We start from the raw sequence: 19771 nt of genomic DNA, 5'->3' as shown, positions 1-19771 counted from the left end.
CTAGTCCTCAATTTGGTTCAGACCATTGACGTGGCCGGGATCGGATCGCTATCACTTCCTCAACCGCCCTTCCCCGCACCCCCCGTGCCCCACCCCCCGGAGGCCGTCTTGCAACGCCGCAGACCCCTAGTCGCAGCCCTGAGCACCGCCGTGCTCGCCGCCGGCGCCCTGGCCGCCTTCGCGGGCCTCGGCACCGCATCCGCCGCGACCACCGCCCCGAGCGCCGCCGCCCCCTCGACGGGCGGCGTGAAGATCGCGTACTACGACCAGTGGAGCGTGTACGGCAACGCCTTCTACCCCAAGCACCTCGACACCCGGGGCATAGCGGGCAAGCTGGACGTCATCAACTACTCGTTCGGCAACATCCACCCCACCGACCTCACCTGTTTCGAGGCGAACAAGGCGGCGGGCGACGACAACAACCCCAACGCCGGTGACGGCGCGGGCGATTCGTTCGCCGACTACCAGAAGTCGTTCTCGGCCGCCGACAGCGTCAGCGGCGTGGCCGACACCTGGAACCAGCCGATCGTGGGCGTCTTCAACCAGTTCAAGGAACTGAAGGCGAAGTACCCCAAGCTGAAGATCAACATCTCGATCGGCGGCTGGACGTACTCGAAGTACTTCCACGACGCCGCCCTGACCGACGCCAGCCGCAAGAAGTTCGTGTCCTCCTGCATCGACCAGTACATCGCCGGCAACCTGCCGGTCGAGGGCGGGTACGGCGGGGCGGGCGCGGCGGCCGGGATCTTCGACGGCGTCGACATCGACTGGGAGTACCCGGGCTCGCCCGACGGCCACCTCGGCAACCACTACGGCGCCGAGGACAAGGCCAACTACACCGCCCTGCTGGCCGAGTTCCGCAAGCAGCTCGACGCGTACGGCAGCGCGCACGGCGGCAAGCACTACCTCCTGACGGCGGCGATGCCGGCCGGCCAGGACAAGATCAAGAACATCGAGACGGACAAGATCGGCGCGTACCTCGACTACGCGAACATCATGACGTACGACATGCACGGCGCCTGGAACGCGACGGGACCGGCCTACCACCAGTCCCCGCTGGTCTCGCCCGCCAACGACCCCACCGACGTGATCAAGCCCGGCACCCAGAAGTACTCGATCTCCAACGCGATCGACTCCTGGATCGACGGCAACGCGGCCTACGGCATCGCGGGCGGCTTCCCCGCCAACAAGATCACGCTCGGGTACGAGTTCTACTACCGCGGCTGGAAGGGCGTTCCGGCGACCAACAACGGGCTCGGCCAGAGTGCGACCGGCCCCTCGGGCGCCCGGCCCACCAGCCAGGTCGCGGGCACCGCGCTCTACAAGGAGCTCGGCGGGATCGTCGACAACCCGGCGACCACGTTCTGGGACGCCGACGCCAAGGCCTCGTACTTCTACAAGGACGGCGAGTTCTTCACCGGCCTCGACAAGCAGTCCATCCAGGCCCGCGCCGACTACGCCCACCAGCGCGGTCTCGCCGGCGCCATGATGTACAGCCTGCTCGGCCTCGACGACAAGACCACCCTGCTCAACCAGATCGCGGACGCGGTCGGCTCCTCGCCCTCCTCGACCCCGGACCCGACGCCGACGGCCACCAACTCCCCGTCGCCGACGCCGACCGCCACCAACAGCCCGTCCCCGACCCCCGGTGGCTGCACCGCCGCCGCGTGGGACAGCGCCGCCACCTACACCGGCGGCAACCAGGTCTCCTACGGCGGCCACACCTGGAAGGCCCAGTGGTGGACGAAGGGCGAGCAGCCCGGCACCACCGGCCAGTGGGGCGTCTGGGTGGACCTCGGCGCCTGCTGACCACCCGATCCCGTACCCCTGCGCACCGACGGCCGCCCCGCTCCTTCCCCCGTGGAGGAGCGGGGCGGCCGTCGTGCGGGCCGCCTCAGACCTTCTGCGGGCTGTGCGCGATCATCTCGGCGATGCGGTCGGGGGCGACCGCACGCGAGTACAGCCAGCCCTGACCGGTGTCACAGCCGATCCGGGCGAGCCGGGCGGCCTGTTCGGAACTCTCCACGCATTCGGCGGTGACGGTGAGCCCGAGCCGGTGGGCGAGCTGCACCATCGCCTCGACGATGGTCTCGTCCGCCGGGTTGGGGTGGGCGCCGCCCTCGTCGTACTGGAAGCCGCGCACGAACGAGCCGTCCAGCTTGAGGACGGAGACCGGCAGCCGGCTGAGGTAGGCGAGGTTGGAGTAGCCCGTGCCGAAGTCGTCGATCGCGATGTGCACGCCCATGTCGGACAGGGCCTGGAGGGCCTGGAGCGGGCGGCCGGCCGAGCCCATCACCGCGGACTCCGTCAGCTCCAACTGGAGCAGATGCGGGGCGAGTTCGGTCTCCGCGAGGATCTCCGCCACGTCCGCCACCAGATCGGAGTCCCACACCTGGCGCACGGCGACGTTGACGCTGACGAACAGCGGCGGGACGTCGGGGTGCTCGATCTGCCAGCGGCGGGCCTGGTGGCACGCGGTGCGCAGGACCCAGCGCCCCAACTGCACGACCGAGCCGTCCTCTTCGGCAATTCCGATGAACCGATTCGGCGGTAGCGTCCCGAATTGCGGGTGGTTCCAGCGGACCAGCGCCTCGACGCCGTGCACGACCCCGTCGGCCATGCCCACCAGCGGCTGGTACTCCAGCGTGAACTCGTCGCGCTCGACCGCCGGGCGCAGCGTGGAGGACAGCGCCTGCCGGGTCATGCGGTGGGCGTTGCGCTCCGGGTCGAAGAGCGTCCAGCGCGCCTTGCCGTCGGCCTTGGCCCAGTACAGCGTGGTGTCGGCGGCCTGCATCAGACCGGTGGCGGTGGTCCCGGCGCTGGCCCGCTCCACCACCCCGATCGAGGCCGACACCGACAGGCGCTGGCCCGCGAGGTCGAAGGGCCGCTGGAGGGCGTGCAGGACCGAGCGGGCGAGGTCGGCCAGCTGCTCGGTGCCGGTGGAGTCCTCGACCAGGACCGCGAACTCGTCGCCGCCGAGCCGCGCCACCAGGTGCCCGCCGCCGCGGGCGTAGCCGCACTGGTCGGCGCACTCGCTGAGCCGGCTCGCCACCGCGCTGAGCAGCCGGTCGCCGACCCGGTGGCCCAGGGTGTCGTTGACGGCCTTGAACCCGTCGAGGTCCAGGTAGCAGATGCCGATGCGCCCGGTGCCGCCGTCGTCGTAGAGGGACGCCTCCAGCGCCGAGTTGAGGCGCTCGAAGAAGAGGGTGCGGTTGGGCAGGCGGGTCACCGGATCGTGCATCTGGAGGTGGCGCAGCCGGGCCTGGAGTTCGCGCCGGTCGCTGATGTCCGCGATCGAGAGCAGCACGCCGGCGCTGTCGGGTACGGGCGCGACGGTGACCTCGGCCCAGAGCGAGTGCCCGTCGGGGTGCTTGAGGCGGCGGGTGCAGCGGAACCGGCTGCGGGCGCCGCGCAGCACTTCGCGGTAGGCGTGCCAGGTGCGGTGGTCGGCGGCGAGGTCGACGAGGTCGGCGGCGTCCTGTTCGTGCAGCGCGGCCGGGTCGGTGCCGAGGAGGTCGGCGAACGCGTCGTTGGCGACGACGACGGCGCCCTCGCGGTCGACGATCGCCATCGCGAGGTGGGCGGCGTTGAACGCGGCCCGGTAGTCGCGCAGTTCGGAGGCCGGCCGTCCGACGCCGTGCCGCGGGGCGGGGCCGGCCCGCTCGGCCCGCAGCGCGGCGAGGAGTTCGGCGGCCCGGGCGGCGAGCGATCCGGTGTGCCGCGGGGCGGCGCCGTCGTGCTCACAGGCGTGGGGCGCGGGGGCGTCCGGCGCGGAGGTGCCAGGCGCGGGGGCGTCCGGCGCGGAGGTGTCGGCTGTGAGGGCGCGCTGGTCGGCGGGGCGCTCGAACGCGGGGCGCTCGGGGGAGGCGTGCTCGGAGGAGGGGCGCTCCGGCGGGGGGTGCTGGGACGAGGTGCTTGTGGTGCGTGCCGCCGGGCGTTCCGCCAGGGCGCCCGCGATGCGGTCCGTATGACGCTCTGTGACGGGCGGCCGGATGGTCCCGGGTGCCTGACCCGGTCCTTCGGAGGTTCCGCTCACCGCTGGCTCCCGCAGTGCATCGAAGTTTGCAGAGGTAGGACGGAGTGGTTCGGGGTCTTCGGCCGGAGTGGACGACGGCCCCAAGAGGCCGGATCCACGCTGGAAAGTGTGCCGATCATAGAGGCTGGCGCGCAGCGCGATCCAGCTTCCCCCTCGTGATCAAGAGCACCCGGCGTTCCGTGCCGATCGTTGACCGATCGTTTCTGCGCGGGTGTGGCCGGGCTCGTCCCCTCGGTGATCGGTCGTGACTTTGCGTAAGTCACCGGGGTGTCGGCCCCCTCACTCGTCCGGGGCAGTCAAACGGGGCATATTGCCATAAATGTGCACAGAGTGGGTGGGATGTCCCGCATCCCGCTCCCGGAGGTCGACGTGCAGCGTCAGCAGACACCCGGGGGAGTGGAGCGTGTCCGGCTGCGCAGTGCCGTGGCGGCGCTCACCTCCCTCACGGCGCTCGCCGCCATCTCCCTGGTGTCCGGGCCCGCCGTGGCGGCGAACTCCGCGGTGCCGTGCGCCCTGCCCAGGACCGACGCCCACCACTCGCTCGGCGTCGACACCTGGAACCCGGCCTACCCCCGGCCCGTACGCACCCTCAGCGCGGTCATGGTCTTCCTGTCCTTCCCGGACTCGAAGCCCGCCACCGCCCCCGAGGATCTGGCCGCGGACTACTTTCCCGCCACCAGTCGCTTCTTCGAGCAGGCCTCGTACGGCAAGTTCCGCCTGAACGCCGAGCCGCAGCGGCGCTGGGTGCGCATGCCGGCCGCGTCGACCTCCTACCGCATACAGCGCGACTGGGACCCCGCCCAGCGCGGCCGCTATCTGAAGGACGCCATCCGCGCGGCGGATCCCACCACGGACTTCTCGAAGTACGACATCGTCTATCTGGTCGCCGACCCCGACGCGCCCGGCGTCGACTCCGACGCGACGAAGGTCGTCAACTTCGACCGGCCGGTGCGCGCCGACGGGCGGGACATCAACCGGGCCGTGACCGTCTTCGAGCACCATCCGCCGGACCGCAACGTGCTGGCCCACGAGACCGGTCACGTCTTCGACCTGCCCGATCTCTACCACCGGCCGCAGGACGGCAAGAACGGCGACTGGGACACCTATGTCGGCGACTGGGACGTGATGGGCAGTCAGTTCGGTACGGCACCGGACCTGTTCGGCTGGCAGAAGTGGAAGCTCGGCTGGCTCGACCGGCAGGAGGTCACCTGCGTGACGGGCGACGGAACCAGCCGCTTCACCCTGGAGCCGCTGTCCGCGTCCCCCGCCAGGGCCGGCCTCGCCGCCAGGCGTCTTGCGGTGCTGCGCACCGGCGAGGACCGGGCCGTCGCGATCGAGGTGCGGGACTCGCAGGGGCTGGACCGGGCCAGCTGCGAGCAGGGCCTGCTCGTCTACAAGGTCCGCAGCGGATCCGCCTCCGGCGGCGGTCCCATCGAGGTGCTCGACGCGCACCCGGACACCGAGGGCTGCTGGGAGAAGTCGGTCTACCCGGCACTCGCGGACGCGCCGATCGGGCTCGGCGAGACGTTCACGGTGCCCGGCGAGGGCATCCGGATCGAGGCCGAGTCCCGCTCCAAGTCGGGTGCCTGGACGGTCAAGGTCTCGCACTGAGTCCGGCCCCGGCCGCCCGCACCGGGACACGAAGAAGCCCCCCGCTCGCGCGAGGGGCTTCTTCCGTCTGTGCGCCGCCAGGGACTCGAACCCCGGACCCGCTGATTAAGAGTCAGCTGCTCTAACCAACTGAGCTAGCGGCGCCTGCTGACGTCGTAGACATTAGCATCCTGATCCGCGCGAGGAAAAATCGAAATCCGCGGGGTCCGGGTGCCCTCGTTCCTGGCGGCCCGTACGCAGGCCCAGAGCAGGACGTCGGGGCCCGGCAGCCACGGGCGGCGGGTGTCGGGCGCCACCAGCCAGCGGGCGGCGCCCGGGTTCTCGCGGTCCGGGCGGACGAGTGCCGGGACGGTCACGGCGTCGCCCGCGCCGTGGCACAGCAGCGGCGGGGTCGTGCCGCCGGCGCCGTGCCACTCCTCCCACTCCAGGAGCGAGGGCAGGCGCTGGGCGGTGCCGGGCGCGGCGAACAGGAACATGCGCCCGCGGTGGATCGCGACCGGGCCCGAGCCGGGCCCCTCGGCCCACAGCCGGTCCAGCATGCGGCGGCCGAACATCGACGGGACGTTCACCACGTCGAACACCGTGCCGCAGGGCAGCACGCCGGGGGCGGTGGGGCGGCCCTCCCAGAGGGCGAGGGTGCTGCGCGGATGCGTGGCCGCGGACGACAGCCAGGCGGCGCCCGCCGCGGTCACCTCCCCGACCCGGTGCTCGCCCTCGTCCCGCAGGAAGCGGAAGATGTCGAGGTCGCCCCGGCCGTCGGCCGGCCCGCCGCGCTCGCCGGACGCCGTACGCGGACCGCCGGGCGTCCTCGTGTCCCGGACGCCGATTCCCCTGCCGTTGTCACTGCTCATGCTCTACGTCTACCGGGCGGCCACCATCGCCTCCGGCGGCTTGGCGGAAACCGGGACAGAGCCGGGTGGCAGGGCGTATCTTGCGCCCCGGCATATGCCCGGGGCGCGTGGTCCGGGCGCCTGGCAGGGCTGTCGGTGAGCCGCTGAGCGTGCGCCCGGCGTCCTGGCCCGCCGGTCCGGGGCGGGGGCTAGGGCACGTCGCTGCCGCGCAGCAGGTCGCGGCCGAACTCGATCATCTTCTTCGCGTAGTCCTCGGTCCACTGGGCCCGCTCCGCCACGTCGGCGGGGGTCAGCCGGTCGAAGCGGCGGGGGTCGGCGAGCTGGGCGGCCGCGACGGCCTGGAACTCCACCGCCCGGTCCGCGGCGGCGCGGAAGGCGAGGGCCAGTTCCGTCGAACGGCTCAGGAGCGCGCGGGGGTCGTCGATGGACTCCAGGTCGAAGAAGTGCTCCGGGTCGGCGGTGGCCTCGGAGGGCTCGAAGAGCAGCGGCGCCGGCCGCAACCGCCGCCGCTCCTCTTTCCGCTCGTGCTCCGGCATGTCTGTCCTCCCAGGGCAGGTCGACGCTCGGGCCCGGGGCGCCCCGGCCACCGTCCATTGTCCCGCCCCGGCGCAAGGGGGCGTCCGAGGGGCCGCGCCCGGGACGGCGTCGGGGCAAAGGGGCGTCAAGGTGCCGCTCGCGGCGTCACGGCGTCCAGGGCACCCGGTGGTGCGAGAGGTGGTCCCAGGTCGCCATCATCGCCTCCCACCCGTCGGGGAACTTCACCGTCACGCCCAGCTGGACCGGCTCCGTCGAGGGGTGGTCGTCCAGGAGGTCGCTCACGCCCGCGCGGCACACCACGACGCACGCGTGCCGGTGGCGCGAGGCCAGGACGCACAGGCGGCCCGTCTCCAGGTGGAAGGCCGTCGCGTCCGGGCGGCCGGACAGCGGGTGCAGGACGACGGTCACGTCGAACTCGCGGCCCTGGAGCCGGTTCGCGGTGTCCACCGCGACGCCGCTCACGCCCAGCTCGGCCAGGGCCGCGCGGACCGCCGCCGCCTGGTCGCGGTGCGCGGTGCCGACCGCGATCCGGTCCGCGGTGAGCGGGGCCGGATCGGGCGAGCGCTCGCTGGTGGCGGCCCCGCCCCGGTCCAGGAGGCGGCGGACCACGGTGGCCACCGCGTGGACCGCCTCCGGGTCGGTGCGCGGAGTGTGCCGGGCCGGCAGTTCGAGCAGGGCCCAGCCCGACTCGGCCGCCTCGTCGAGCGCCCGGTCCGGCGCCGAGCCGTTGGACGGCACCCCGAACGCGAGCCGCCGGTCGCCGTGGCCGGTGCCGCTGCGGAAGGGGGTGAACGGGTAGAACGCGTCCGACACCAGCGGCGCCGCCGACGCCGGGAGCCGCCACGACACGGGCAGCCGGTGCTGCGGCAGCTGCGGGTTGTGCGCGAGCAGCGTGGAGACCGCGCTGGCCGACGGGTCGTAGGAGAGCCCCGCCCACTGGTCGGCGTCGGCGATGGCGAACGGGTCGAGCTGGCCCGGGTCGCCCACGAACAGCGCCCGGTCGAAGAGCCCGGCCACCGCGAGGAGCGCGTCGGAGCGCATCTGGTACGCCTCGTCGACGATCGCGTGCCCCCAGGGCTCGACGTCCTTCACATGCGCCCACTTCGCGGCCGTGGAGATCACCACGTCGAGCCCCGCGAGGTCGCCCGCCTTCGCGGACTTGCGGACGTTCTCCAGCGAGTCGAGCACCTTGTCGTACGGGTCGCTGTCGCTGCTGTGCAGCCGGCCCACCGGCAGGTCGGGCGCCTTCTCGGCGAGGCGTACGACGAGGTCGTCGACCTGCGCGTTGGTCTGCGCGACCACCATCAACGGGCGCCCCGCGGCGGCCAGTTCGAGCGCCGCGCGCACCACGAGCGTGGACTTGCCGGCGCCCGGCGGCGAGTCCACCACGACACCGCGCGAGGTGCCGTGCAGCGTGTCGGCCAGGATCGCGTCGGTCGCGGCGGTGGCCGCCGCCCCGGGGTCGAAGACGGTCACAGGAGATCCTCGGGGGTCGGCGGATCGGGCTGTTCCGCGGTGGCCGCGCCGGGCGGGCCGCCGTGCGTCCAGGGCGTGGCCTCCGGGTCGGGCAGCTTGGGGGCGCCGCGCTGCTCGTGCTCGAAGAGCGTCCAGCAGATCCGGTCGCCCTTCTCCGGGACCGAGCCCGGTGCCGGGTCCTTGGCGCGGCCCATCTTGTCCAGGACGCGCAGCACGAGCGCCCCGCCGGGCTCGTACGCCACGAACTCGGCCTTCTGCGGCTTGCCGTCGAGCGAGCGGAAGACCTTCGCGCCCTCGGCCAGGTGCGGTGCGTCGTCCGTGCGCAGGGTGAGCAGCGGGCGCGGGCTCGGGCGCTTGGTCTCCGTCCACGCCGGGGTGACCTCGACGACCTCGCCGGCGAACGCCTCGCCCGACAGCCTGCGGGCCGCCATCACCAGCGGGTCGTCCAGCGCCTCGCCCGCTTCGAGCTCGGCCTGGGCGCGCTCGCGGCGCAGCAGCTTGGTGGCGGCCGTCACCGCGTCGTCCCGGCGGGGCTGGGGCGGCTCACCCGCCGTGACACGGTCCCGGTGGCCGGTGAACGACCAGCGGTCGCTCGTCCAGCGCGCGGCGGCGCGCTCGCCCTCGGGGAGCTCGCGCAGCAGGTCGAGGGCGCGCCACACCGCCGACCAGGTGGGCATGAGCTGGGCCGCGAGCAGCCGCCTGATCTCCCGCTCCGCCGCGGTCAGCTGCCCCAGCCGCTCGTCCGCCATCGGGCCGTCCTCGGCGGAGTGCAGCGCCTGGCGGGCCCGGTCGTAGCGCTCAACGGCGGGCGCGAGCAGCCGGTTGTCGAACGCCGGGTCGGTGGCGGGGCCGGCCGGCGGGCACAGGAGCTGGCCGTCCGCCCCGCGCGCCAGCTCGGCGCGCAGCGCCGCCTCGGCCCCGGACTCCCCGGCGGGCGGATCGATCCAGGCGAGCAGGGCGCCCAGGTGCTGGTCCTCCAGGCTGGACTGGCCGGTCGCCCAGTGCCGGTTCAGGAGGTCCGTCGCGGCGAGCAGCAGGGCCGCTCCCGGTGTGCGGGCGCGCTCGGCGTAGTGCGTGAACCAGCGGCCGAGCAGCGGGACGCGGGGCGGCGCCGGATGCGGCGCGTCGGGGTCCTGCTCGGCGGTGCGGCGAAAGCGCATGGAGCGGCCGAGCAGCCGGACGAAGTCGATGCCGGCCCGGCCGGGGACGATCAACTGCGGTGCGTCGGCGCACAGTTCGACCTCGACCTTGACCTTCTTGCCCGTCTCCGGATCCGTCTCGGAGCGTTCGGCCGGTTCGATGTCGGCCGCGTACGCGTCGAGGTGGGGCAGCACGGCCTCGGCGAGGTCCGCGAGGAAGGCGAAGCGCAGGTCGCGGTCGCGGGGCTGGGGGACCACGAGCAGGGTCGGCGCGTCCCGCTCGGTGCCGACCAGGGCGCCGAGCGGGGCGCCCGCCTCGCCCGCCGTGGTGAGCGGCACGAACACCAGGGGCCGCTCGCTCAGATGGCGGTGGCGGACGGTGGCCAGCGGCTGGGCGCGGCCCGACTCGACGGCCTCCAGACGGGCCAGGGTGGAGATCAGCGACACGGGGTCACCGCCTGCGCGCGCAGGGCGGCCGCGCGGCGCACCGCCGCCACCGTCGGATCCGCCGGGTCGCCCGCCTCGCCGCGCGCCGCCGCCAGGACCTCGCCGACCGTCGCCAGTGAGCCGAGCTCGCCCCGCAGGGAGCGGCCCAGCGCGCCGACCGCGCCCTCGTCGCGGGCCCGGCCCCGGCAGTGGAAGGCCAGCTCGCAGGCGGCGAGGCACTCCGGCGCGTACACCGCGGGGACCGCCTCGACCGCCTCGGCCAGGGACGCGCCGGACTGGCCGTCCAGGTCGAAGGTGGTGTCCGGGGGCAGTTCGTCCGCGATGTCCTCGATCCGGGCCAGGCGCGTCAACTGCCGCCGGGTGACGGACAGTTGCTTGCGCACGTCGACCACGGACGCGGTCGGCAGGTTGGAGAAGTCCTTGGGGCAGACGAGCAGGACCGAGTGGTCCACTGACGCGCCCGCGGTGCGCTCCGCGACCCGTTCGAGGGCCAGCACGTACACCGCGGACTGGCGGGCGGCGGCGCCCACCTTCGACGGGTCGGCCGCCGCGTCGATCATGGGGAAGGACTTGATCTCGACGACCGTCCACCGCCCGTCGGGGTGCACCACCACCGCGTCCGGCTCCAGGTAGGCGGGGGAGCCCGCGACCTCCAGGGCCAGCATCGGATGGTCGAGCAGGGCCCAGGCGCCGGCCGCCGTGGCCTCGCGCAGGGCGAGCGCGGTGCGGGCCGCGCGGCCCTCGGGGCCGGCCGCCGCGAGGTCGGGGGTCAGGGCGTCGCCGGGCGGCTCGGCGCCGGCGGCCATCCGCTCGTGCACCAGGCGCAGCAGTTCGGTGCCGCCGTCGCCCTTCACCTTCGCCTCGAAGGCGTTGCCGCGCATGAACGCGAACTGGGACTGGCCGAAGGCGGCCGACGGCGAACCGATCGCCTCGGCGAGGGCGCCCTTGTCCACCCCCGCGCCGTCGAGCAGGGCGCGTCTGCGGCAGCCCGGGTTCGCGGCGAGGGCCGCGAGCGCCCGTGCGTCCAGCGGCCGGGCCGGGACGGCCGGGCCGCGCAGTTCAGCGAGCCGTCGACGCAGCGCTGTCGTCGGCTTCTGCTCGGGTGCCGGAGGAGGTCCGCTGCCCAGGGATGCGCTCACCCGCCGAAGTCTCGCATCCGGGACTGACAATCGGGGCGCCGGTGGCCGAGGAGGCGGGTGCGAAGCGGGAGCGCACGCGCTGCGCGAGGCGCAGTACGGGCTTGGAGAGCAGCAGGCCGAGACCCATCACCGCGGCGCCCGCGACGGCGTCCAGGAGGTAGTGGTTGGCGGTGCCCATCACCACGAACGTGATGGTCAGCGGGTACGCGACGGCGGCGGTCTTCGTGAGGCGGCTGCCGCCGAGGCGCCACAGCATCACCCCGCACCACAGGGCCCACCCGACGTGCAGGCTGGGCATCGCGGCGAACTGGTTCGTCATGCCGCCCATGCCACGGGGCGCGCTGGCCTCGCCGCCCCACCAGCCGTACGAGCTGTACTGGGCCATCGTGTCGGTGAAGCCGTACACCGGGGCGAGCAGCCGGGGCGGGCAGGTCGGCAGGAACGTGAAGCCGATCAGGCCGAGCAGGGTGGAGGTCATCAGCCAGCCGCGGGCGGCCCGGTAGTGGGTCGGGCGGCGGTGGAAGAGCCAGATCAGGACGGCCGGGGTTATGAGGTAGTGGAGCGAGGCGTAGAGGAAGTCGGCGGGTATGCCGAGCGCCGGGGTGTGCGTGAACAGCCGGTTCAGCGGGTGCTCGGCGTTCAGGTGCAGCGCCTTCTCGATGCGCAGGAGGGACAGGCCGTGGTCGACGGCGCGCGACTCGTCGCCCCGTACGATCAGACGTCCTGCCGTGTAGGCCCCGTACACGAGCGCGATCAGCGGAAGTTCGGTCCACCAGCGCGGTCGCGTGGCGTGCTGCGGCGGCTGCATCCGGCAGGTTCCCCCAACTGGTACTCGGGCTGCCCTCGGGGGGCCTCCGGGTTTTCGACGTGCGTTCAACCGTACGGTGTAAGTGATCCCTTTCGCGCAGCACCCCGGTATTGGGGTCAGACGCCCAGGTCGGGGCTTCCGGTTGCTCCGGGGGCCTGCGCGATGATGGGAACGGAACAAGTCGTACGGATCGGGAGAGAACACCCATGGCAGCCGCCGCACCGCGCATCCTGCTGGCCCGGCACGGGCAGACCGAGTGGTCGCTCGCGGGCAAGCACACCGGCCGCACCGACATCCCCCTCCTGGAGGAGGGGCGGCGCGGGGCCAAGCTCCTCGGCGAGCGGCTGCACCGGGGGCCGTGGGGCGGGCTGCCCGGCGTCGAGGTCCGCACCAGCCCGCTGGTACGGGCCGCCGAGACCTGCGAACTCGCGGGCTTCGCGGAGCGGGCCGAGCCGTGGGACGCGCTCATGGAGTACGACTACGGCGCGTACGAGGGGATGACGCCGGCCGAGATCCAGGCGGTGCGGCCGGGCTGGTTCATCTGGCGGGACGGGGTGCCGGACGGGGAGGCCCTGGCGCAGGTCGCGGCGCGGGCGGACGAGGTGGTGGGGTGGGCGCGGTCGGCCGGGCGCGATGTGCTGGTGTTCGCGCACGGGCACATCCTGCGGGTGATCGCTGCGCGGTGGCTGGGGGAGGACGTGTCCTTCGCGGCCCGGGTCCGGCTCGATCCGACGTCGTTGTCGGTGCTGGGGTGGGCGTATGGGGCGCCGGCCCTGGAGCGGTGGAACGATACGGGGCATCTGGAGCGGTGATCCGGGGGGTGCTGGTTGCCCCCCTGGGGGGTTTGCCCACCCGCCCGCCCGTGCAGCGGGTCGGATGGGCCCGGCCCCTGGGGCTCCGCCCCAGACCCCGAGGGGTTCGCCCACCCGCCCGCCCGTGCAGCGGGTTGAAGGGTTCGGCCCCTGGGGCTGCGCCCCAGACCCGCTGAAGGGCTCCGCCCCTCGAACCCCGGCGGGGGCTCCGCCCCCTGCACCCCCCCCATCGCGCCTGAACGGCGCTCGTCCTCAAACGCCGGACGGGCTGAGGATGCCGGTGCCGGCCCGCACCATGCCGCTAAGGGGCGCGGGGAACTGCGCGAGAAGCGACCACGACCCGCACACGACCGACGGGTTGGGGGCGCGGGGAACTGCGCGAGGCAGGCTGGGATACGCATGCGGACCGGCACCAGCCCTGCCAGGGGCGCGGGGAACTGCGCGAGCAAGCGGGCACGGTCCGCAGGCGGCCGAGGGGTTCAGGGGCGCGGGGAACTGCGCAAACCCCCGGCACGCCCAGTCCCGCCAGAGGCGCGGGGAACTGCGCAAGCGAGCGGGGACCGGGCCGCGCGGGGCCGGGGTGAGCGGGGTCGGGCCGTGCGGGGCCAGGGGGTTGGGGGGAGGGGGTTACACCGCCACCCCTGCTTGGCGTTCCAAGAACGCCCCCACCTCCGGCGCCCCCCGATGCGGCGCCAACAGGCGCGACGTGTCCGCCAGCATCGCCTGGATCCGGGCCGACTGGACCTGCGGCAACAGGTCCAGAACCTGCTGCCCCGCCGCCGCGGACTCCCCCGGCGCCCCCGCCCGGGCCAGGTCGTCCGCGAGTTCCGCCCGGTACAGCGCGAGGTTGCGGGTGAAGTGCGGGTCCTGCACGGTCGCCGCCCGCCGTGCGTGCCGCGCCGCCCGCCCCCAGTCCCCGAGCGCCGACCAGCACTGCGCCTGGAGCATCTCCCGTTCGGCCTCGACGAAGAAGGTCATCCACTCGGGGTCGGCGTCCGAGGGGCCCCGGGCGAACAGGGCGTGGGCCCGGGTCAGTGAGTCCTCGCAGGCCGAGCGGTCGCCAAGCCCCGCCCAGCCGCCCGCCTCGCGCAGCGCGAGCAGGGACAGCAGCCGGGGCGAGCCGAGCGGACGGGCCGCGCGCTCGCCCGCCTGCGCCGCTCGCATCGCCTCGCGGGGCCGGCCCATGTCCCGGGCCAGGAAGGACATGTTGCAGAAGGCGTGCGCCTCAAGGCCGGGGTCGCCCGCGAGCCGCGCCGTCGCGAGGGCCTCCGCGTAGTGCGACCTGGCCTCGCCGAAGCGGCCCGAGTCGTGCGCCAACCAGCCTACGGAGATGGCCAGTTCGCCCGCGCCGATGTGCAGCCGCTGCTGTGTGGAGCGCCGTGTCGCGCTCGCGTCGAGCAGGGCGTAGGCGGTGCGCAGCGGCTGCGCGGCCCGCCGGTAGAGGCCGTCCGCGCCGTGCCGGTCGTCCAGGAGCCGGATTCTGCGCACCGCCTCCTCGACGGCGCTCACCTCGGCCTCGCCGACGCGCTGGACGGCCTGGGCGGCTGCCGGGCCGAGGCCCAGCGATACGGCCGCCACCGCGGCGGTGGAGCCGGTCATGAATGCGCGACGCAGCACGTCGCTCTCCTCGTCGTTCTGGTGGTGATCGTGATGGTGATCGTGGTGGGGGGAGCCGTGGCCGGCGGCGGGCCGGTCGCGGTCGGGCGGGTCGGGGCGGGTGCGGTCCTGCGCGGCCGGTGGTGCGCCGGGAGCGGGGGCAGGGGGGCGGGGCGTGAGCTGGAGCGGAGGGGCGGGGGGCCGGGGGCGGGCCGCCCGGCCCCGTACCGTCTCCCGTGCCGAGAACCCCATATCGGCCAGGTCCAAACCCGGGAACATGTGCCGGAAGACCCTTTCGTAGGCGTAGTTGGGGCAGCGGATCTCGCCGTTCTCCACGCGTCCGATGTAGCGGGCGTCGCACGCGACCTGTTCGCCGATCTCGCGGGCGGCCCGGCGGACCGCGGCCGCGAACTCGCCGGGCGAGCGGGCGCCCCTCAACTGCCGGAAGGCCGCGTTGGGTTCGCGGGCGGACCGGTCCGGCGCCCGCGGCGTCGGCGCGTTCACCCGGTGCTCCGGCTGGGGATCTGGTGACGGCGCCATGGCTGGACAGCTCTCTCCGGCGGGGTGATGCGGGGCAAGAACGTACCTGCTGTGACGGCTCGTTCACGCTGCGTTTACCTACAAAAGGGATATCTCACCCGCGATCCGCCATGAACTGCCATCCTTTGCGGCGGCGTGCCGCCGTTCCCCTTGACGCGCACGGGCGTTGAACCATGCGGAGAGCGCCAGACACCGCAGGGACTGTGGAGGGCTTGCCTTGTTGGAGGACCGCGTGAACACCGACACCGACACCGACCTGGACCTCACCGTCTCCGGTACGCGGACGACGACAGTCCGCCATCCGCACTCACCACAGGCGAGCGCCCCGCCGGCCCCGCAGGGGTGCCGCGCCGAGGAGCCGTGCGACCTGGTGACCGTGCCGGCCCGGCAGGGCCTGGAGGCCGTCGACATCATCCGCCGCGCCGCCGCCCCGACCGCCGTCGGCCCCGTCCTGCACGACGGGGCCTGCGACACCCTCGGCTTCCTCGTGCCCCCCGGCACCGCCGCCGCCTGGGACGTGCCGGGCAGCGCCTGTACGGAGACCAACGGGCGCGGGCTGCGCATCGAGGGGCTGCCCGTCGCACCCCCCGTCACCGGCTCGGGCTGGCTGCTCCCGCCCAACACCACCGAGGTCACCGATCCGGCCCTGCTGCGCGAGGCCCTCGGCGAGGCGGCCCGGATGATCGAGGCCGCCGACGGCATCAGCGAGGCCGCCCACGGGTTCCTGGCGGCCGGCGGGGCCGAGGGGCGCTGAGCGGCCCCGGCCGGGAAGGCGGCACCCGTCCGGCCGAACGATAATGGCGGGATGGCGAAGAGCAGCAGGCGGCGCGGGCCCGAACCCGTCGTCCAGACGGTGGACGGCGGCCTCGCCGAACTCATACCCGACCGCGACGGATCCGGCGGGTGGACGCTGCTGCTCGACGGCGCGCCCCAGTCCCATGTGGATCCGGGCGCCCCGGACCGGCTGACCTTCGAGTACCAGCGCCGCCTCGGCCACGTCATCGACCTCACGGCCCCGCCCGGCCAGGCCCTGAACGTCCTGCACCTGGGCGGCGGCGCCTTCACCCTGGCCCGCTACATCGCGGCCACCCGCACCCGCTCGACCCAGCAGATCGTCGAACTCGACGCCGCCCTCGTCCAGCTTGTCCGGCGCGAACTGCCCCTCGACCCGGGGGCCCGGATCCGGGTGCGCGGCGGAGACGCCCGGGCCGGGCTCGCCAAGCTGCCCGACGCCTGGGCCGACCTCGTCATCGCGGACGTCTTCAGCGGCGCCCGCACCCCGGCCCATCTGACCAGCACCGAGTTCCTCGCGGACGTACGCCGGGTGCTGAAGCCGGGCGGGACGTACGCGGCGAACCTCGCCGACGGGCCGCCGCTCGCGCATCTGCGGGGCCAGATCGCCACGGCCGCCGCCGTCTTCCCCGAACTCGCGCTGGCCGCCGACCCGACGGTGCTGCGCGGCAAGCGGTTCGGCAACGCGGTCCTGGTCTGCTCCGCGGTGGCGCTGCCGGTCGCCGAGCTGACCCGGCGGATCGCGGGCGACCCGCACCCCGGACGCGTCCAGCACGGGCGGGAGCTGGCCGACTTCACGGGCGGGGCCCTCGCGGTGAGCGACGCGAGCGCCAAACCGTCCCCGGCGCCACCGGCCGGGGCCTTTCACTGAAGGGCCGTCCGGGCCTCAGGTGTTGTTGATCTCCACGGCGGGCGGATGGCCGTTCCAGGTGCAGAACACCGACACGGTCTCGCTGCCCCGGGTGAAGGTGACCCGTATCCACTGCGTCTGGATCCAGCGCTCCATCCGCCAGCCCGAGGCGGGCGTCGCCGAGACCAGCTGGGCGGAGGTGTCCCCGAGGTCGAAGACGACCCGGCCGCCCGAGACGTTGTACCCCTGTACGGCGCCCGAGTTGGCCGCATTGTCCGAACTCCCGGACGGCGGGGCCGACTTGGCGCCCCCCTGGCCCGCGGCGGGCGTCCTGCTGCCCGACGGCCTGGGGCTCCCGGCGTCCTTCGACGGCGTCGGCGAGGCCGGGGCGGACGGCGCGGCGGGCGTCCCTCCGGGGCGCCGGGTCGATGACGTGTCCGGCGAAGAGCCCGGGCCGAGGTGCGCGTCGCCGCTGATCGGCAGCGCGAGGGGCGGGTCGTACGCCGTGCCGGCCATCACCGTGTGGACGCCCCACCAGGAGAGCGTCACGGCCGCTCCGGTGGCGAGCGACCAGGCCAAACCGTGTACGAGTCCTCTGTGCATCCGGGCCATACTGCACCACGCGCCCCACCCGTGTCCCCCCACCGCCGAGTCCACTCCCGCGGGGGACCGGGTCCCCACGGATGGCGTACGGTGCGGGCCATGGCAAGTGTGCTCGTGGTCGAGGACGACCAGTTTGTCCGCTCCGCCCTCATCCGCCACCTCACCGAGGCCTCCCACACGGTACGGAGCGTCGGCACGGCACTTGAGGCGCTGCGCGAAGTCGCCCATTTCCGCTTCGACGTGGTCATCCTCGACCTCGGCCTGCCCGACCTGGACGGGTCGGAGGCGCTGAAGATGCTGCGCGGCATCACCGACGTGCCGGTGATCATCGCGACCGCGCGGGACGACGAGAGCGAGATCGTACGGCTGCTCAACGACGGCGCCGACGACTATCTGACCAAGCCGTTCTCCGTGGAGCACCTCTCCGCGCGGATGGCCGCCGTACTGCGCCGGGCGCGCGCCGCCACCGGGGCCGAACCGCCCTCGCGGGTGCTCACCGTCGGCGGCCTCAGCATCGATCCGCTGCGCCGCCAGGCCGAACTCGACGGCGTCCAACTCGACCTGACCCGGCGGGAGTTCGACCTGCTCGCCTTCCTCGCCGGGCGGCCCGGAGTGGTCGTGGCCCGCAAGGAGCTGCTCGCCGAGGTGTGGCAGCAGTCCTACGGTGACGACCAGACCATCGACGTCCATCTGTCGTGGCTGCGCCGGAAGCTGGGCGAGACCGCGGCCCGGCCCCGCTATCTGCACACCCTGCGCGGCGTCGGCGTGAAGCTGGAGCCGCCGCGATGAGGTGGGCACTGGTCAAGGTCTGTCTGGCCGTCACGGTCATGGTCGTGGTCGCCTTCGCGGTGCCGCTCGGCATGGTCATCAAGGAGATGGCCCGCGACCGGGCGTTCTCCAACGCCGAGCGCCAGGCCGCGGCGATCGGCCCGACGCTGTCCATCACCACCGACCGCGACGCCCTGGAACGGGCCGTCGCCTCCACGCAGTCGGGCGCCGAGAACCGGATGGCCGTACACGTCCCCGCGGACCCGGCGGTCACGGGCAGCGCCCCCGTCGAGATCGGCCGACAGCGCGCCCCCGACGAGGACCTGGCGACCACCCGCAAGGTCATCAAGGCCTCGACCACCGACGTGTCGGGCGGCTCCGTCCTCCTCCAGCCGACCGCGCTGAGCTCCGGCCAGATCGCGATCGTCGAGGTCTTCGTGCCGGAGGCCGAGGTGACCAACGGGGTCGCGACGGCCTGGCTGGTCCTCGCGGGCGTGGGCATCGGCCTGATCATCGGCTCCGTCGCGGTCGCCGACCGGCTGGGCGTCCGCATGGTCCGCCCGGCCCAGCGGCTCGCGGGCGCGGCGCAGGACCTCGGCGAGGGCAAGCTCGGGGCGCGGGTCCCCGAGGAAGGCCCCACCGAACTGCGCCAGGCCGCCGTGGCGTTCAACTCCATGGCCGACCAGGTAGTCCAACTCCTCGCCAACGAGCGGGAGTTGGCGGCCGACCTCTCCCACCGCCTGCGCACCCCGCTCACCGTCCTGCGCCTGAACGCCGCCTCCCTCGGAGAGGGCCCCGCGGCCGACCAGACCCGGGCCGCGGTCGAACAGCTGGAGCGCGAGGTCGACACGATCATCCGCACCGCCCGCGAGGCCAAGCCCAAGACCCAGCCCGACGGGCCGGGCGCGGGGTGTGACGCCTGCGAGGTGATCCTGGACCGGATGGCGTTCTGGTCGGCGCTCGCCGAGGACGAGGGCCGCGAGGTGCGCCTCGCCGGGGTGGACCGCCCGGTCCGCATCCCGGTCGCCCGGGCCGACCTCGTGGCGGCGCTCGACGCGCTGCTCGGCAACGTGTTCCGGCACACCCCGGAGGGCACGGCGTTCTCGGTGGACGTCCACAACGGCGAGGAGGCGGTGATCGTCCTGGTCTCCGACGCGGGGCCGGGGATCGCCGATCCGCGGGCGGCGATGGTGCGGGGGAACAGTGGGGGGCGGGCCGGGTCGACGGGGCTCGGGCTCGACATCGTCCGGCGGGTGGCCGAGTCGACGGGCGGGGACGTTCGTATCGGGCACTCCGTGCTGGGCGGCACGGAGGTACGCCTCTGGATCGGCCTGGGCCGCCGCACCCCCCCACCCCGCCGAAGCCACCGTCTGCGCCGCCCGGCCCCGGCGTAGGGTGCCCGGGGTGCCCGGGGTGCCCGGGGTGCCCGGGGTTTGCGCAGTTCCCCGCGCCCCCAACCCCTCGGCCGTCTGCGGGCCGTGCTCGCTCCTCGCGCAGTTCCCCGCGCCCCTGGCAGGACTGGTGCGGGCCCGCATGGCGTGTGCGGCCTGCCTCGCGCAGTTCCCCGCGCCCCTCAACCCCCTGTCGTGTGCGGGTCGTGGTCGCTTCTCGCGCAGTTCCCCGCGCCCCTTGGCAGGGCCGGTGCTGGCCCGCACGCGTGGCCCAGCCTGCCTCGCGCAGTTCCCCGCGCCCCTTAACTGCCTGGTGCTGGGCAGCACCAGGCCACCTCAGCCCGTCCGGCGTTTGAGGACGAGCGCCGTTCAGGC

16 protein-coding genes, 1 tRNA gene and 1 CRISPR repeat array are annotated in these 19771 nt (G+C 74.0%); of the genes, 7 read left to right on the top strand and 10 right to left on the bottom strand.

The window, feature by feature from the left end:
* Positions 1–108 precede the first annotated feature (108 nt).
* Positions 109–1809: a glycosyl hydrolase family 18 protein gene (locus ACGF3I_RS33145; protein WP_393138654.1), complete on the top strand. Its 1701-nt coding sequence runs from the start codon at positions 109–111 to the stop codon at positions 1807–1809.
* A gap of 85 nt (positions 1810–1894) precedes the next feature.
* On the opposite strand, the gene ACGF3I_RS33140 is transcribed toward ACGF3I_RS33145, so the two are convergent.
* On the bottom strand, positions 1895–3673 hold the full coding sequence (locus ACGF3I_RS33140) for a putative bifunctional diguanylate cyclase/phosphodiesterase (RefSeq protein WP_393138696.1): 1779 nt from the start codon (positions 3671–3673) through the stop codon (positions 1895–1897).
* A gap of 702 nt (positions 3674–4375) precedes the next feature.
* Here ACGF3I_RS33140 and ACGF3I_RS33135 point away from each other — a divergent pair.
* Positions 4376–5647, top strand: a complete 1272-nt coding sequence (locus ACGF3I_RS33135; protein WP_393138652.1) for a M6 family metalloprotease domain-containing protein — start codon at positions 4376–4378, stop codon at positions 5645–5647.
* A 70-nt stretch (positions 5648–5717) separates the two neighbouring features.
* On the opposite strand, the gene ACGF3I_RS33130 is transcribed toward ACGF3I_RS33135, so the two are convergent.
* The 7 genes from ACGF3I_RS33130 to ACGF3I_RS33100 all read right to left on the bottom strand — a co-directional run bounded on the left by ACGF3I_RS33130 (position 5718) and on the right by ACGF3I_RS33100 (position 12044).
* Positions 5718–5791, bottom strand: a tRNA-Lys gene (locus tag ACGF3I_RS33130).
* Positions 5782–6498, bottom strand: coding sequence for a bifunctional DNA primase/polymerase (locus ACGF3I_RS33125; RefSeq protein WP_393138650.1), 717 nt, complete (start codon positions 6496–6498; stop codon positions 5782–5784). Before ACGF3I_RS33125 ends, ACGF3I_RS33130 begins: the two co-directional genes overlap by 10 nt.
* Positions 6499–6686: 188 nt before the next feature.
* Positions 6687–7034 carry a hypothetical protein gene (locus ACGF3I_RS33120; protein WP_393138648.1) on the bottom strand — a complete coding sequence of 116 codons (348 nt, stop codon included), beginning with the start codon at positions 7032–7034 and terminating at the stop codon, positions 6687–6689.
* A gap of 145 nt (positions 7035–7179) precedes the next feature.
* Positions 7180–8511: an AAA domain-containing protein gene (locus ACGF3I_RS33115; protein ID WP_393138647.1), complete on the bottom strand. Its 1332-nt coding sequence runs from the start codon at positions 8509–8511 to the stop codon at positions 7180–7182.
* The gene (locus ACGF3I_RS33110; protein ID WP_393138645.1) at positions 8508–10097 is read right to left on the bottom strand and encodes a hypothetical protein; all 1590 of its coding nucleotides are present in this window, start codon (positions 10095–10097) and stop codon (positions 8508–8510) included. The genes ACGF3I_RS33115 and ACGF3I_RS33110 overlap by 4 nt, the downstream gene beginning before the upstream one ends.
* A complete protein-coding gene (locus ACGF3I_RS33105) occupies positions 10088–11236 on the bottom strand; it encodes a hypothetical protein (RefSeq protein ID WP_393138643.1) in 1149 nt (382 codons plus the stop codon). Before ACGF3I_RS33105 ends, ACGF3I_RS33110 begins: the two co-directional genes overlap by 10 nt.
* Positions 11157–12044 (bottom strand): phosphatase PAP2 family protein, encoded by an 888-nt coding sequence (locus ACGF3I_RS33100; RefSeq protein WP_393138641.1) that lies wholly within the window; start codon positions 12042–12044, stop codon positions 11157–11159. Before ACGF3I_RS33100 ends, ACGF3I_RS33105 begins: the two co-directional genes overlap by 80 nt.
* Before the next feature lie 206 nt (positions 12045–12250).
* Between ACGF3I_RS33100 and ACGF3I_RS33095 the strand changes: the two genes are divergently transcribed.
* Positions 12251–12856: a histidine phosphatase family protein gene (locus ACGF3I_RS33095; protein WP_393138639.1), complete on the top strand. Its 606-nt coding sequence runs from the start codon at positions 12251–12253 to the stop codon at positions 12854–12856.
* Between the two features lie 627 nt (positions 12857–13483).
* Here the strand turns inward: ACGF3I_RS33095 and ACGF3I_RS33090 are convergent.
* Positions 13484–14992: a hypothetical protein gene (locus ACGF3I_RS33090; RefSeq protein WP_393138637.1), complete on the bottom strand. Its 1509-nt coding sequence runs from the start codon at positions 14990–14992 to the stop codon at positions 13484–13486.
* 232 nt (positions 14993–15224) lie between these two features.
* Here ACGF3I_RS33090 and ACGF3I_RS33085 point away from each other — a divergent pair, with 232 nt between their 5' ends.
* Both ACGF3I_RS33085 and ACGF3I_RS33080 read left to right on the top strand, forming a co-directional pair.
* The gene (locus ACGF3I_RS33085; RefSeq protein WP_393138635.1) at positions 15225–15746 is read left to right on the top strand and encodes a hypothetical protein; all 522 of its coding nucleotides are present in this window, start codon (positions 15225–15227) and stop codon (positions 15744–15746) included.
* 51 nt (positions 15747–15797) lie between these two features.
* Positions 15798–16655 (top strand): spermidine synthase, encoded by an 858-nt coding sequence (locus ACGF3I_RS33080; protein ID WP_393138633.1) that lies wholly within the window; start codon positions 15798–15800, stop codon positions 16653–16655.
* Positions 16656–16670: 15 nt separating this feature from the next.
* Here ACGF3I_RS33080 and ACGF3I_RS33075 read toward each other — a convergent pair whose 3' ends face one another.
* Entirely contained in the window at positions 16671–17237 is a 567-nt protein-coding gene (locus tag ACGF3I_RS33075) for a hypothetical protein (RefSeq protein ID WP_393138631.1), read from the bottom strand.
* A 99-nt stretch (positions 17238–17336) separates the two neighbouring features.
* Between ACGF3I_RS33075 and ACGF3I_RS33070 the strand changes: the two genes are divergently transcribed.
* The gene (locus ACGF3I_RS33070; protein ID WP_393138629.1) at positions 17337–18026 is read left to right on the top strand and encodes a response regulator transcription factor; all 690 of its coding nucleotides are present in this window, start codon (positions 17337–17339) and stop codon (positions 18024–18026) included.
* Positions 18023–19399 (top strand): sensor histidine kinase, encoded by a 1377-nt coding sequence (locus ACGF3I_RS33065; RefSeq protein ID WP_393138627.1) that lies wholly within the window; start codon positions 18023–18025, stop codon positions 19397–19399. The genes ACGF3I_RS33070 and ACGF3I_RS33065 overlap by 4 nt, the downstream gene beginning before the upstream one ends.
* Before the next feature lie 38 nt (positions 19400–19437).
* Positions 19438–19699: direct repeats of the CRISPR family, unit length 23 nt; unit sequence CTCGCGCAGTTCCCCGCGCCCCT.
* Positions 19700–19771 lie beyond the last annotated feature (72 nt).

It is taken from the genome of Streptomyces sp. NPDC048111 (assembly GCF_043202815.1).
In the GTDB taxonomy this organism is placed as follows: Bacteria; Actinomycetota; Actinomycetes; order Streptomycetales; family Streptomycetaceae; genus Streptomyces.
The sequence above is the reverse complement of the archived record's forward strand: the minus strand, read 5'-3'. Positions and strand labels throughout refer to the sequence as shown.

Coding starts and splice junctions, on each gene's coding strand:
- ACGF3I_RS33120 (WP_393138648.1), bottom strand. CDS start 7,034: ATGCCGGAGCACGAGCGGAAAGAGGAGCGGCGGCGGTTGCGGCCGGCG.
- ACGF3I_RS33095 (WP_393138639.1), top strand. CDS start 12,251: ATGGCAGCCGCCGCACCGCGCATCCTGCTGGCCCGGCACGGGCAGACC.
- ACGF3I_RS33065 (WP_393138627.1), top strand. CDS start 18,023: ATGAGGTGGGCACTGGTCAAGGTCTGTCTGGCCGTCACGGTCATGGTC.
- ACGF3I_RS33075 (WP_393138631.1), bottom strand. CDS start 17,237: ATGCACAGAGGACTCGTACACGGTTTGGCCTGGTCGCTCGCCACCGGA.
- ACGF3I_RS33135 (WP_393138652.1), top strand. CDS start 4,376: ATGTCCCGCATCCCGCTCCCGGAGGTCGACGTGCAGCGTCAGCAGACA.
- ACGF3I_RS33080 (WP_393138633.1), top strand. CDS start 15,798: ATGGCGAAGAGCAGCAGGCGGCGCGGGCCCGAACCCGTCGTCCAGACG.
- ACGF3I_RS33100 (WP_393138641.1), bottom strand. CDS start 12,044: ATGCAGCCGCCGCAGCACGCCACGCGACCGCGCTGGTGGACCGAACTT.
- ACGF3I_RS33070 (WP_393138629.1), top strand. CDS start 17,337: ATGGCAAGTGTGCTCGTGGTCGAGGACGACCAGTTTGTCCGCTCCGCC.
- ACGF3I_RS33125 (WP_393138650.1), bottom strand. CDS start 6,498: ATGAGCAGTGACAACGGCAGGGGAATCGGCGTCCGGGACACGAGGACG.
- ACGF3I_RS33090 (WP_393138637.1), bottom strand. CDS start 14,992: ATGGCGCCGTCACCAGATCCCCAGCCGGAGCACCGGGTGAACGCGCCG.